At 66.5% G+C, this 13,257-nt stretch carries 10 protein-coding genes and 1 pseudogene; 7 read left to right on the top strand and 4 right to left on the bottom strand.

All coding sequences use genetic code 11. The features are described from left to right. Nucleotides 1–29 precede the first annotated feature (29 nt). From LK540_RS06940 to LK540_RS06965, 6 genes and pseudogenes are all read left to right on the top strand, one after another. A complete protein-coding gene (locus LK540_RS06940; RefSeq protein WP_374041330.1) occupies nucleotides 30–1,640 on the top strand; it encodes a glycoside hydrolase family 10 protein in 1,611 nt (536 codons plus the stop codon). A gap of 178 nt (nucleotides 1,641–1,818) precedes the next feature. Continuing rightward, on the top strand, nucleotides 1,819–2,724 hold the full coding sequence (locus tag LK540_RS06945) for an N-acetylglucosamine kinase (protein ID WP_229436371.1): 906 nt from the start codon (nucleotides 1,819–1,821) through the stop codon (nucleotides 2,722–2,724). Between the two features lie 35 nt (nucleotides 2,725–2,759). Continuing rightward, a pseudogene (locus LK540_RS06950) lies at nucleotides 2,760–3,530 on the top strand (N-acetylmuramoyl-L-alanine amidase); the annotation flags it as partial. A gap of 320 nt (nucleotides 3,531–3,850) precedes the next feature. Continuing rightward, the gene (locus LK540_RS06955) at nucleotides 3,851–4,756 is read left to right on the top strand and encodes a LysR family transcriptional regulator (RefSeq protein ID WP_229436375.1); all 906 of its coding nucleotides are present in this window, start codon (nucleotides 3,851–3,853) and stop codon (nucleotides 4,754–4,756) included. Continuing rightward, nucleotides 4,753–5,376, top strand: coding sequence for a M15 family metallopeptidase (locus LK540_RS06960; RefSeq protein ID WP_229436377.1), 624 nt, complete (start codon nucleotides 4,753–4,755; stop codon nucleotides 5,374–5,376). The genes LK540_RS06955 and LK540_RS06960 overlap by 4 nt, the downstream gene beginning before the upstream one ends. Nucleotides 5,377–5,732: 356 nt before the next feature. Continuing rightward, nucleotides 5,733–6,389, top strand: coding sequence for a hypothetical protein (locus LK540_RS06965; RefSeq protein ID WP_229436378.1), 657 nt, complete (start codon nucleotides 5,733–5,735; stop codon nucleotides 6,387–6,389). A gap of 88 nt (nucleotides 6,390–6,477) precedes the next feature. Here the strand turns inward: LK540_RS06965 and LK540_RS06970 are convergent, their stop codons facing one another. The 4 genes from LK540_RS06970 to LK540_RS06985 form a co-directional block, all read right to left on the bottom strand. Then, nucleotides 6,478–7,374, bottom strand: coding sequence for a DUF2145 domain-containing protein (locus LK540_RS06970; protein WP_229436379.1), 897 nt, complete (start codon nucleotides 7,372–7,374; stop codon nucleotides 6,478–6,480). A 1-nt stretch (nucleotide 7,375) separates the two neighbouring features. Continuing rightward, entirely contained in the window at nucleotides 7,376–7,783 is a 408-nt protein-coding gene (locus tag LK540_RS06975) for a hypothetical protein (protein ID WP_229436381.1), read from the bottom strand. Nucleotides 7,784–7,901: 118 nt separating this feature from the next. Next, a complete protein-coding gene (gene dacB, locus LK540_RS06980) occupies nucleotides 7,902–9,464 on the bottom strand; it encodes a D-alanyl-D-alanine carboxypeptidase/D-alanyl-D-alanine-endopeptidase (protein WP_229436383.1) in 1,563 nt (520 codons plus the stop codon). A gap of 152 nt (nucleotides 9,465–9,616) precedes the next feature. Then, complete coding sequence (locus LK540_RS06985; protein WP_229436385.1) at nucleotides 9,617–10,855, bottom strand: nucleoside recognition domain-containing protein; 1,239 nt, start codon at nucleotides 10,853–10,855, stop codon at nucleotides 9,617–9,619. A gap of 540 nt (nucleotides 10,856–11,395) precedes the next feature. Between LK540_RS06985 and LK540_RS06990 the strand changes: the two genes are divergently transcribed. Beyond that, nucleotides 11,396–13,201: an ABC transporter substrate-binding protein gene (locus LK540_RS06990; RefSeq protein ID WP_229436386.1), complete on the top strand. Its 1,806-nt coding sequence runs from the start codon at nucleotides 11,396–11,398 to the stop codon at nucleotides 13,199–13,201. Nucleotides 13,202–13,257 lie beyond the last annotated feature (56 nt).

Below are 13,257 nucleotides of genomic sequence, written 5' to 3' on the forward strand. Positions count from 1 at the left end.
AACACTGGAAAGAATAAAGGGGACTGGTAGTGCAAGCTGATAAGAAACGACGCGCGTTGACGCTGGCCGGCATGGTGGGCGCATTGGCCATGGGCGGCTTCCTGGGCGCCTGCTCGACGCCGACCACCCAACACGCCACCCTGCCGGACGGCAGCATCATCGGCAGCAGCGATACGCCGCCGGCCGCGCCGCGCGAATTCCGCGCCGCCTGGGTCTCGACGGTGGCCAACATCGACTGGCCGAGCAAGCAGAACCTGAACGCGGCCCAGCAGCAGGCCGAAGCGATCGCCATCCTCGACCGCGCCAAGCTGATGAACATGAACGCCATCGTGCTGCAGGTGCGTCCGTCGGCCGACGCCATCTACGCATCGACCATCGAACCGTGGTCGGAATACCTGACCGGCGCGCAGGGCAAGCCGCCCCAGCCCTGGTACGACCCGCTGAAGTTTTGGGTCACCGAAGCGCATGCGCGCGGCCTGGAGCTGCACGCCTGGTTCAACCCCTACCGCGCCCGCCACGACGGCGCCCGTTCGCCGGCGGCCAGCAACCACATCACGCGCACCAATCCGGCCGCGGTGAAGCGCTACGGCAAGTTCATGTGGATGGACCCGGGCGAGGAGTCGGCATCGAAGCAGACCCTGGACGTGATCCTCGACGTGGTGCGCCGCTACGACATCGACGGCGTGCACCTCGACGATTACTTCTACCCTTACCCGATCGAGGCGACCCCGGCCGTGGCCGGCAACCAGGCGGCGCTGGACGGCAAGCCCGCCACCAAGGCCGAGCTCGACTTCCCGGACACGCCGGCCTGGGACCGCTACCTGGCCGGCGGCGGCAGGCTCGACCGCGCCTCCTGGCGCCGCCAGAACGTCGACCACCTGATCGAGGACATGTACAAGGGCATCCACCGCGAAAAGAGCTGGGTGCGCTTCGGCATCAGCCCGTTCGGTCTCGGCCGCCCGGACCGCCGCCCGCCGGGCATTGCCGGCTTCTCGCAGTACGACAAGCTGTATGCGGATGCCGAACTCTGGCTGCAGAAAGGCTGGCTGGATTACTTCACGCCCCAGCTGTACTGGGCCCGTGCGCAGAAGGCGCAGTCGTATGACGTGCTGCTCGATTACTGGATCGGCCAGAACACCATGGGCCGCCACATCTGGCCGGGCCTGTTCACCAGCCGGATCGGCGCGCCGACCAAGGATTACCAGCCGCAAGAGATCCTGGACCAGATCGGCGTTACCCGTTCGCGTCCGCAGGCCGGCGGCCACGTGCACTTCAGCATGGTTGCGCTGATGCAGAACCGCAAGGGCATCGCGGACCAGTTGCGCACCCAGTCGTATGCGAGTCCGGCGCTGGTGCCGGCCACGCCCTGGCTGGGCAGCGCCAAGCCGGGATTGCCGACGGTGAAGGCGACGCGCCTGGCCCGTGGCATGGCCCTGAAGTTCACGGCCGGCAAGGCGAATGCGCTGTACACGGTGTGGGAGCGGCACGGGAACGAGTGGAAGTTCCACGTGGTGCCGGCCTCGAAGGTGGACTGGACGCTGAATGACGATGGGCGGCTGGGAGCGGCGGATGCCGTGTTCGTGAGTGCCGTGGATCGCCTTGGGAACGAGAGCGACCGTATTCGGGTGTGGAGCAAGTAAATTCGTAGGGTGGACCGGGCCACGGAAGGCAGATTTGCCGTCCACGCGTTCAGCTAACGCTGGCAATCGTAGGGCGGGCGCTCCGTGCCCACGCGTTAACGAACCTTGGCACATTGCGCCGTTGATCAACCGGTGAGACCGCGTGGGCACAGGTGCCCACCCTACAACTTCAACAACTATGTCGACTCATTCAATCATCGGCCTCGGTATCGATGCCGGCGGCACCGAAACACGGTGGGCCCTGTGCACGGCCGACGGCAGCCTGCTGGCCGAAGGCGCCGTGCCCGGCCTGTCCGCCCTGCAAATGGCCAGCAACGATGGCCGCAACGCCGTCCACGCTACCTTCGTCGAACTGGCGCGGCAGGTACTGAACGTGGCGCAGCCGCAGCAGGTGCATGCCGGCCTCACCGGCTTCGGCGGCGATGGCGGGCAACTCCAGCAATGGCTGGCCGGCCTGCTCGGCATCGCCCCCGGCGCCATCACCCTCTGCAACGACATCGACATCGCCTACCGCGCCAGCTTCGCGCCCGGCGAAGGCTACCTGGTGTACGCCGGCACCGGTTCGATCGGCGCCTTCATCGACGCCGGCGGCGCCTTCCACCGCGCCGGCGGACGCGGCGTGGTGCTCGACGATGGCGGCGGCGGCTTCTGGATCGCGCGCGAAGCCCTGCGCCACATCTGGCGCAACGAGGACGAATGCCCGGGGCGCTGGGAGTCCTCGCCCATGGCGCACGCCGTGTTCGCCCACGTCGGCGGCGCGGACTGGGCGTTTTCGCGCCAGTTCATCTATGGCCAGGACCGCGGGACCGTGGGCAAGCTGGCGCTGGCCGTTGCCGCCAGCGCCGAACAGGACCCGGCCGCCGCGCAGATCCTGGACAACGCCGGCCGCGAACTGGCGCGCCTGGCGCAGGCCTTGATCGCGCGTTTCGGGCCGCGTCCGGTGGCGCTGGGCGGACGCGCCGCCGGGCTGCACCCTGCGATCGCGGCAAGCATGCGCGCCAGTCTGCCGCCCGGCACTATCCTGACGCATAGCACCACGCGCGCCCACCATGCTGCCGCCCGTTTGGCGGCCGCTGCCCGTTGACTCCGATTACTGATCCTGACTATCCGAACCTACCAATGAAAAAAATCCTTGCTGCCTTCATGATTGCCCTGCTGGCCGGTTGTACCACCCCCGGCCCGCGCATCGATAAAAGCCTGAACGCCACCGGCCAGGCCAGCCGCGTGCGCTTCCTGGTGCTGCACTACACCGTGTCCGACAAGCCGGCCTCGATCAAGATCCTGACCCAGCAGCAGGTCAGCGCCCACTACCTCGTGACCGACGATCCGCAGCCGACGATCTACGGCCTGGTCGACGAGACCCGCGCCGCCTACCACGCTGGCATCTCGAGCTGGAAGGGCTACACCCAGCTGAACAGCAGCTCGATCGGCATCGAGATCGTGAACGCCGGCTGGAAGGACACGCCGCAGGGCCGCGTGTTCGCACCCTTCCCGCAGTCGCAGATCGACGTGCTGGTGCCGCTGATTAAGGACATCATCGCGCGCCACAAGATTGCGCCGGAAAACGTGCTCGGCCACAGCGACATCGCGCCGCTGCGCAAGCAGGACCCGGGTCCGCTGTTCCCGTGGCATCAGCTGGCCCAGGCCGGCCTGGTGGTGTGGCCGGATGCGAACCGCGTGGCCGCCGTGCGCCAGGTGTTCGACATCCAGGTGCCGGACGCCGCCTGGTTCCAGAAGAAACTCGCCGCCCACGGCTTCGCCCTGGCCCAGACCGGCGTGCTCGACCAGCAGACCCGCACCGTGATCGGCGCCTTCCAGATGAAATACCGTCCGTCGAACATTGCCGGCGAACCGGATGCACAAACCGCGGCCATGCTGGAAGTGCTGACCACGCCGGCGAATGCGCCGCTGCCGCCGGTGCCGCCTGCGCCGCAGTTGCCGCAGTTGCCCACCTCGCCTGCCGTGCCGGGAGCGCCGGTTCCGGTGCCGGGCGTGCCGCCGGTCCAGGCTGTGCCGCCGGCGCCGGCGGTGCCGCCTGTGCAGCCGGTGCAACCAATGCAGCCCGTACAGCCCGTACAGCCTGTACAGCCGGTGCAACCCGTGCAGCCAGTTGCACCAACCCAACAGTAAGCATCGCCGTGCCCACTTTTAACCTGTATCCTTCGACCGACCCGCGCCTGGCGCGGGCGTCCCACTGAAGGATTGAAGCAATGCGCCTGCGCCACATCGAAGTTTTCCACGCCATCATGCAGGTCGGCACCATCAGCGGTGCCGCCCAGGTTCTCCACATCTCCCAGCCGGCGGTGACAAAAGTGCTGCAGCACGCCGAACTGCAGCTGGGCATGCCGCTGTTCGAGCGCGTGCGCGGCAAGCTGTATCCGAAGCCGGAAGCGCACCGCCTGTTCGCCGAAACCGAAAAGCTGAACCGCGACCTGCAAGGCATCCGCCGCCTCGCCGCCAGCCTGAAGGGCCGCGCGCTCGAGACCGTACGCCTGGTGTCCACGCCCACGCTCGCCATCAGCGTGCTGCCCGAAGCCATGACCCTGTGGCGCCGCGACTTCGCCGAGACCCGCTGCGAACTGGCCACCTACCACACCAGCGAAATCGTGAACGCCCTGCGCCTGGGCGAAGCCGACCTCGCCCTGTCGCTGCAGGACCCGCGCCACCCCGGCATCGTCGCCGAACCGATTGCGCAAGGCATGCTGACCGTGATGGCGCCGGCCGGCACCTGGACCGAGGCCGAATGCGCCCAGCCGATCGGCGCCGAAGGCTTGACCGGCGAACTGATCGGCCTGGCCGACAACGACCCGCTCGGCGAAATCGTGGTGGCCGCCTGCGAAGCCCAGGGCGTGCAGCCGATTTTCCGCACCGTGGTCCAGACCTACCAGATCGCGCGTTCGCTGGTCGAAGCCGGCGCCGGCACCGCCGTGCTGGACCCGTTCACGGCAGCCTCGGCCGCGCCCGGCAAGGTGCAGCGCCGCCAGTGGGCGCCGGCGATGCCGGTGCAGATGTATCTGCTCTCGGCCAGCCACGCCCCGCTGTCGCACGGCGCGCGCGAACTGGCCAACTGCATCGCCGCCACCGCGCGCGCCTGTCTCGCACGGGGAAGTGCATGAGTCTCGTTCCCGGCGCAATGCTTGCCAGCGAAGACATCGCCGCCAGCCCTGAATTCCGGCACTTGTCGTCGATTGCGGGTATCGGGGTCGACCTGCGCTACGCCAGCGCCAACAACTTCGTCGGCCGCGATTTGTACTCGCCCTACGACTGCGCCTGGCTGCACCGCGACGCCGCCGCCGCGCTGGAACGGGCCGTGGCCTGGCTGGCCGAACACGCCCCTGGCCACACGGCCCTGGTGCTCGACGCCCTGCGCCCGCAGCGCGTGCAGCAGCAGCTGTGGGACGCGCTGGCCGGCACCGGCCTGCAGATGTACCTGGCCGACCCGGCGCGCGGCTCGATCCACTCGTACGGCATGGCGCTCGACCTCACCATCCTCGACCCGCAGGGCCGCGAGCTCGACATGGGCACCGGCTTCGACGACATGACGGACTTGTCGCATCCGGCGCTGGAAGAAGGGTTTCTCGCTGCGGGCAAGTTGAGCGAGCAGCAGGTGGCGAACCGCCGGCTGCTGCGCGCGGCCATGTTCGGGGCCGGGTTCCTGGGGATACGCACCGAGTGGTGGCATTTCGATTGCGGCGACCGGGATATGGTGCGCTCGACGTTCCGGCGCGTGATGTGATTTCGCCGTCCATTTGGCTATGAGACAGCGTGGACAGTGGGGCCGGCTAAATGCCAGTACCACGAATGTCCACCCTACCAAGGCGGGCTTCGTAGGGTGGACTCCTGAGTCCACGCTGTCTCACCACATGAAAAACGGCGCATTCTCCGCTCCGCGCCCGGACTTCCGCCTACCACCCTTCCATCAAACACGCCACCGCGTCGCGCACGCGCACACTTGAGCTTTCTCATCCTTCCTCTTCATCCGCCCCGGAGAATCGTTCCATACCGACGGAAGATTTGACGCCTCCGCTTGACGCTCGAGGCCGCTTCTTCCGCGAGAACGATTCCATCTCCAACGGACAAGAGAGGTAAGTCATGAAAGCTTCGATGATGGCCGTGGCAGTCGCCGCCGCGCTCACAGGCTGCAGCACCGGCAGCGGCAACATGTTCGCCTCGCGCGACACGGCGGTCGAATACGTCCGCGTCTTCGACATCAGGACCGACGCAGCCGGGACCATGGTCACGCGCGCCGCCAGCGAAGGCATCAGCCGCAACATCAGCAACGCCACGCTGGCCACGCCGGTGCCCGACAGCGCCGAGGTGCAGGACCAGCCCGGCCGCTTCAAGCTGGCCGATCCCGCCGGTGCGCCGCCAGGCACCATCCCCGCGCGCGGCCCCAGCTGCGAAGGCGCGAGCTGGACCGCCAAGGCCACGCCCGACGTGCGCGGCAGCCAGGACATGAACATCGTCGCCTGCCTCTTCCCCTACAAGGGCGGCTACCACCTCGACATGTACGCCGGCTTCACCAAGAAGGAAGGCGGCTGGCTCGAATGGCCGCGCCGCGCCACCGGCTACGTGCTCGGCACGCCCGACAAGTACGCCGAGAAGACCATGCTCGACATCGTGCGCACGATCCGCGAAACCACGAACGCCCAGGTGGCGCTGGTGGAAGCCAGGCCCGACGTGGCGGGCGCACCCTGGCTCGAACCCTCGGGCGTGGCGCCGCGCAGCAGCCAGACCTCGAAGCCTTGATGCCTCAATGCTTTGATGCCTGAAATATTATTTCACCGAGAGAGGCAGGATGAAATAATCTTTCACCAGTGATTCGCCCCGTCCAGGCCTAGTCGACCACCATGGTCTTCGCATCCGGATCGGTCATGCGCACGAAGCGCACGACCGAATCGGTGGTCACGGTATCGATCTGGCCGGCCATGCGCCGATCGAAAGGGTGGTCGTCGAAGGCGACGTTGGCGCGGAACATGCGTCCGCCCAGGCGCGTTGCAGCCGGCACTTCCACCGTCAGCGGCTGGAAGCGGAGCGAGCGCATCCAGGCCTGGGCCTCGCCGCGGGTTTCCACCTGCCCCGGCGGCGCCATGGCGGCGGCCAGGGATTCGAGCACCCACTGGTTCGAGTTCTGGTACTTGGTCGAGTACACGTAGGCCAGCATGTTGTAGTGCCCTTCGTGCATGCGCTGTGGCGTGCGCGTGGCGAACACCTGCGCGATGCGCTCCTGCGCGGCCGGGCCGGGAATCACGAGCTGGGCTTCATGGCGGTATAAATCGGTCAGGAAGAAATTGCCCATGCCCTCGTTGTAGAGGTTCGAGGCCGCCGTGCCGCACTCGTTCAGCTCGTGCACGACGGTCCAGCGCCCTGCCGGGTGGTCGCGCACGGCGACGCCCATGTGCGAATAGCGAAGGCGGTAGCGGCTCAGGTCCTGGCCGGCGCGCGATACCAGCGCCACCTTCGCGCCGCTGGCGTCGAGCGCTTGCACGGTGCGCTGGGCCAGGTCCATCGACATCACGACCTCGGTCGGCGTGAGCGGCTTGTCGGCGCAGGCCTGGCCGGCCTGGGCGGGGGAGGCGATGGCCAGGGAGACGGCAACCGCGGCGGCGATCGAAGTGCGGGATGAGGCAGCAACCGATGCGGTAACTGAGGCAGCAACCGAGGCCGCGATCGAGGTGCGGGATGCGGCCACTGGCGAAGCGCCAGGCGCGGCGGCGAATGCATGGCGGCGCATGTCAGCCCACCCGTGCATGGTGCAGCAGGGCCTTGCCCACTTCGTTTGGGATGAAGGCAATCGCCTTACCCGCCAAGACCAGCACATGGCCGGTGGAAGCCGTTACCACCTCGACCGAGGTGCCGGCCGCCACCGACAGGCCGCCCGCTACCGCACCGGACAGGCGCAGCGTTGCGCGGCTGCCGTCGGCCAGGCTTTCGACCACGATTTCCAGTCCCTCGCCGATCGTCTTGACGCTGGCGACGACCACGCTGCCGGCCGCCGCCACGGTGAGCACGGAACCGAACACGACCACGCCGGACAAGTTGGCGCTGGCCTGCGACGGCGCGGACTGGCCGGCCGCCGACGCCGTGGCGCAGGAAAGACTGAGGACGGATGCGAGCAGGGAGGACAGCACAAGGCGTTTCATGAGATGCTCCTTTGATCAGGTGCAAGCATCATCTCGAAATCGCGGCCGCAGGCCAACCGGGGCCTGCGGAGTATTGTGTTACTGACGCAAACGTATCGCCCGGCGATACCGGGTGCGGCTAGTGCAGGGTTGGCGTTCCCGAGGCAGCGGCGGCTGTCGTGTCCGAGCCAGGGGGCATGGACGGCATCGTCGCGGACACCGCACCCGGCGCAGGTGCCGGCGCAGGCGCGCCCGAGCGCGCCACCCAGTCCACCAGCGCATCGACCACGGCCCGGCCGCGCCCTTCCCCGGCGCGCTCGTCGTTCACCATCGCCACCACTACGTTCTGCACCCCGCTGGCATCCGGCACATAACCCGCCACCGCCACCACGTTGCGCAGCGTTCCCGTCTTCAGGCGCGCACGGCCGGCTGCCGGGCTGCCGTGCAGGCGGCGGCGCATGGTACCGTCGACGGCGACGATCGGCATGCTGGCCTGGAATTCCGGCGCCCAGTTGCTGCGCAGTCCGGCCTGGAGCAGCCCACCCATCTGCAGCGGGCTGATGCGCTCGATGCGCGACAGGCCCGAGCCGTTCTCGATTACGAAGCCGCTGTCGTCGATGCCGCGCGCCCGCATCCAGTTGCGCACCACCTGATCGGCGCGGGTGTAGGTGCTCTGCCCCGGCACCAGCGGCAGCGGGCGGCTGCCCAGCACCGGATCGGCTTCCAGCGCGCCCAGGCTCAGGAACAGGGTGCGCGCCAGCGCATTGTCCGACGGTTTATTCGTATCGCGCACGACTTCCGGCAGGGCGCGCGCGCTGTGCAGGGCCAGCAGGCGCGCATCCGGCGGCGCAATGCCCTCCATCGTCTTGCCCTCGAGCGTGCCGCCGAGCTGTTTCCACTTCATGCGGAACAGGCCGTCGAGGTAATCGTCGCGGTCGACCACGTTGATGCTGTTAGTCTGGACGCAGTTTTTCGGGAAGGTCCCGCGCAGCACCACCTTGACGCGGCCATCGGCGCCTTTTACTGCTTCCGGCAATTTCCAGCCATCTTCCCAGCGCGCGCAATTGGCGTCGACCAGGGTCATTTCCGACACCACGCGCACGCCTTCCAGTTCCGGCTGCATCGTCAGTGTCAGGCTCTTGCCGGTCGAGCGCATGTCGATCTGCAGCATGTTCTTGTTGACCAGCAGCGCGTCGGGAATCACGTTGTAATAGGCTTCCGGCGACTCGTCGAAGGGCGGCAGGCCGCGGTCCTGGCGCGCCGGATTGAACAGGCTGCGGTCCAGCACCAGGTTGCCGGCGATGCGCTTGACGCCGGACAGTTCCAGCGCGCGCAGCATGGTGTCCAGCGCCTCGCCCGAGAAATCGGCGTCGGCGCCGCCGCGCAATACCAGGTCGCCCTGCAGCACGCCGTTCTTCACCTCGCCGTTGCTGAGCAGCTCGGTACGCCCGCGGAACACCGGGCCCAGCTGCTCCAGGCTCACCAGGGTCGTCACCAGCTTCATCGTCGAGGCCGGCTGCATGGGACGGCCCGCGCCGTGCGCCAGCACGGTCTGGCCGCCGCGCAGCACCAGGGCGCTCAGCGATGCCGGCGCGATGCCGTTCGCCGCCAGCAGGGTCATCACCGGCTGGGGCAGGCTGCCCACTGGCAGGGCGCCGTCCACCAGTTGCGGCATGGCGGCGGACGCTTGTGGCACAGCCACGGAAGGCTGCGCCACAGGCGGCACAGGGGCCGAGGCCCGCGGCACAGGCACGGATGCCGACGGCGCGGCGGGCGCCCGCTCCACCTGGGCACAAGCGGACAGGCAGGCAAGGACGGCGGTGGCGAGAGCGAGGCGGCGTGGCATGGGCATCCTTAACCAAAGAAGAGGTAGGCGACGAAGATGGCGGCGATCACGCCGGCCAGGTCGGCGATCAGGCCATAGCCAATCGCATAGCGGGTCTTGCGGATACCGACCGAGCCGAAGTACAGGGCGACGATGTAGAAGGTGGTGTCGGCCGCGCCCTGCAGGATGGAGGCCAGGCGGCCGACGAAGGAATCGACGCCGTAGGTGGTCATGGCATCGATCATCATCGCGCGCGAGCCGCTGCCCGACAGCGGTTTCATCAGCGCGGTCGGCAGCGCGCCGACGAAATCGGTGGGCAGGCCGAGCTGGGTGAACACCCAGGCAAAGGCGTTCACGATCATGCCCAGGATGCCGGAGTTGCGCACGACGCTGATCGCCACCAGCATGCCGACCAAATAGGGGATGATCTTCAGCGAAGTCTCGATGCCGCCCTTTGCCCCTTCGATGAAGGACTCGAACACATTCACGCGCTGCACCAGCGCCGCGACCATGAAGGCGGCGATGATCGAGAACAGGATCAGGTTGGCCGCCACCACCGAGACCAGCTCGATCTCGGCCTTGGCCAAAAAGTTCGTCAGGTAGAACACGATGCCGGCGACGATTGCCGTCAGGCCGCCGATCCAGCCGAATACCACCGGATGCAGCAAATTGATGCCCTGGCGCAGGCTGACCGCCACGATGCCGGTCAGGGTCGAGCAGAAGGTCGCGATCAGGGTCGGAATGAAAATGTCGGCCGGATTGGCCGCGCCGAGGATGGCGCGCTGGGCCATGATGGCCAGCGGAATCACGGTGAGCCCGGAGGTCTGGATGACCAGGAACATGATCTGGGCGTTGCTGGCTTCATCCTTGCGCGGGTTCAGCGTCTGCAGGCTTTCCATCGCCTTCAGGCCGAAGGGCGTGGCGGCATTGTCCAGGCCGAGGATGTTGGCCGAAAAATTCATCACCATGTGGCCGTTGGCCGGGTGGTCGCGCGGCACTTCGGGGAAGATGCGCGAGAAGAAGGGGGCGATGATGCGCGCGAACAAATTGATGGCGCCGGCCTTTTCGCCCACGTTCATGATGCCCAGCCACAGGGTCATGACGCCGGCCAGCGGCAGGGCGATGTCCATCACCGCCATCTTCGCCGAGGAAAAGGTGCCGTCGATGATGCGCTTGAAGATTTCAGTATCGCCGAGGAACAGCCACTGTGCCAGTGCTGCGACGAAACCAACGAGGAAGAAACCGGTCCAGATGTAATTTAATGCCATGTTCAGTCCGAAAGGGCGGATGCCGATACGGCGCCGCCACGCGTTCACCAGCCGCGGATGTGGAATCACGGCATTCCTGCGCACGATTGTGCAGCTGAGAGTATAGGCGCACAGCAAGCTGCAAAGATGAAAGAATGCAGCGGCGCCATGCACAAAAGTTATGGTGGACGCCGTTCATACCGCGCGCTCATTGTGGCCGGGTGCATCCCGTACGGTGGGCACCCCGTGCCCACGCGGAACGATGATCATGGTTGGCGCTCGTTTTATCGAACACGACGCCCCTCGGCGACGTGTGCAAAAGCGTCCCGCTACCCTCTGTATCCATGGTTGAGCCGCGGAGCGAATCGTCATAGCCGCAGGTGAAAGATGACGCACGTAACCGCGTGGGCACGTCATTGATGCCCCCGGCATCAATGACCCCACCGTACGGTTGATGCATCCGGCTCCGATGAAGAAGCAGGTACTCAGCCGGTATTGTCTCCGTTTGCATCACTCCACCACCCCGCCTATGATACGAACGCTCAACCAGGACATGCACAAATGAAACTACGCTCCGCCCTGCCCGCGCTGCTGTTCGCATCCGGCGTCTTTGCTTTCCCCGCTGCGGCCCAGGCCCCAACGGCGCCATCAAGCGCAGCCCCGGACAAAGTCCTGCGCATGTTCCTCTCCACCAGCGAAACCGGCCTCGACCCCGCCGCCGCCTCCGACATCGCCACGCTATCCCTGCTGGAAAACATCTTCGACCCCCTGCTGCGCTACGACTACCTCGCGCGCCCGGTGAAACTGCGCCCGAACACCACCACGCAGATGCCCGAAGTGAGCCCGGATGGCCGCACCTACACCTTCCACCTGCGCCCCGGCATCCATTTCACCGACGACCCCGCCTTCAAAGGCAACAAGCGCGAAATGACTGCGCAAGACTACGTCTACAGCATCAAGCGCCTGTACGACCCGACCCTGAAATCCCCGTGGTCCTATATGTTCGACGGCAAGATCGAAGGCGACGAAGCGCTCAAGAAAAATTTTGATATCGACACGCCGGTCAGCGGCCTGCAAGCTCCCGACCGCCACACCCTGCGTATCCGCCTGAAGGAACCCGACAACAACTTCCTGTTCTACATGGCCACGCCGGCCTCCGGCGTGGTGGCACGCGAAGTGATCGAAGCCTATCCCGGCCAGGCCGGCAACCACCCAATCGGCACCGGCCCCTTCCTGGTCAAGGAATGGAAACGCAGCGACCGCATCGTCCTGCAAGCCAACCCCTATTCGACCGCCGTCTTCCACGCCACCCCCGGCGCTGACCCCGAAGCACAGGCCATCGCAAAGAGCCTGGAAGGCAAGCGCCTGCCGCGCGTCGACCGCGTGGAGGTGAAAATCGCCGAGGAATTCCAGGGCCGCATGCTCGGCTTCCTGAACGGGGAATACGATTACCTCGAGCAGGTGCCCGAATCCATGACCGACATGGTGATCCGCGACGGCGCGCTGAAGCCGGAACTGCAGGCGCGCGGCATGCAGCTGTCGCGCTTCCCGGTACTGCAGACCTATTACATGTGGATGAACATGAACGATCCGGTGCTGGGCGGCTACACGAAAGACCGGATCGCCCTGCGCCGCGCCATTTCTCTGGCCTACAACAGCGCCGAAGACATCGCCCTGCTGAAAAAGGGTTTCGCGATCAAGGCCGAATCCCCGCTGCCGCCGAACGTGCTCGGCTACGACCCGGACTACCGCAGCCCCGTGCCCTACGACCCGGCGCTGGCCAATGCCCTGCTCGACCGCCACGGCTACGGCAAGCGCGACGCCGAGGGGTTCAGGACAGCGCCGGACGGCAAGCCGCTGACGCTCGCCATGCACAGCGAAGCCACGGTCGGCGGGCGCCTGCGCGACGAGTTGTGGCGCAAGTGCCTGAACGCCATCGGCCTGCGCGTGGTGTTCAAGTCGGACAAAAAAACCGAGATCATCAAGGCCTCGCGCCTGGGCAAGGTGACCATGTTCGAAAGTAACTGGATCGCCGACTTCCCCGATGGCGACAACTTCTACCAGCTGCTCTACGGCCCGAACGCCGGCCGCGCCAACTACGCGCGCTTCAATTTGCCGGCCTACAACGAACGCTACGAACAGGCGCGCGCACTGGCCGACGGTCCGGCGCGCCAGAAGCTCTACTTCGAGATGAACCAGCTGATCCACGCCTACAACCCCTGGGTGCCGTTGACCCATGTGCTGTCGGCGGATATCCGCCAGCCGTGGCTAAAAAACTACAAGCGCCACCCCGTCGAATTCACCAACTGGCGTTACCTGGACGTCGATGTTGCGCAAAGGGCACGCTCGTCAAGACAGCGCCCCTAGCACATAGTTGTTTTCCAACTATAAACATTCCTGGAAGTTATACTTCCCGGTGCTTA

It is taken from the genome of Massilia sp. IC2-278 (genome assembly GCF_020708045.1).
GTDB lineage: Bacteria > Pseudomonadota > Gammaproteobacteria > Burkholderiales > Burkholderiaceae_D > Telluria.

Bases quoted from the DNA above. Each gene is read 5' to 3' on its own strand.
- LK540_RS06990 (WP_229436386.1), top strand. From the start codon at position 11,396: ATGAAACTACGCTCCGCCCTGCCCGCGCTGCTGTTCGCATCCGGCGTC.
- LK540_RS06960 (WP_229436377.1), top strand. From the start codon at position 4,753: ATGAGTCTCGTTCCCGGCGCAATGCTTGCCAGCGAAGACATCGCCGCC.
- LK540_RS06985 (WP_229436385.1), bottom strand. From the start codon at position 10,855: ATGGCATTAAATTACATCTGGACCGGTTTCTTCCTCGTTGGTTTCGTC.
- LK540_RS06965 (WP_229436378.1), top strand. From the start codon at position 5,733: ATGAAAGCTTCGATGATGGCCGTGGCAGTCGCCGCCGCGCTCACAGGC.
- LK540_RS06975 (WP_229436381.1), bottom strand. From the start codon at position 7,783: ATGAAACGCCTTGTGCTGTCCTCCCTGCTCGCATCCGTCCTCAGTCTT.
- LK540_RS06945 (WP_229436371.1), top strand. From the start codon at position 1,819: ATGTCGACTCATTCAATCATCGGCCTCGGTATCGATGCCGGCGGCACC.
- LK540_RS06955 (WP_229436375.1), top strand. From the start codon at position 3,851: ATGCGCCTGCGCCACATCGAAGTTTTCCACGCCATCATGCAGGTCGGC.
- LK540_RS06970 (WP_229436379.1), bottom strand. From the start codon at position 7,374: ATGCGCCGCCATGCATTCGCCGCCGCGCCTGGCGCTTCGCCAGTGGCC.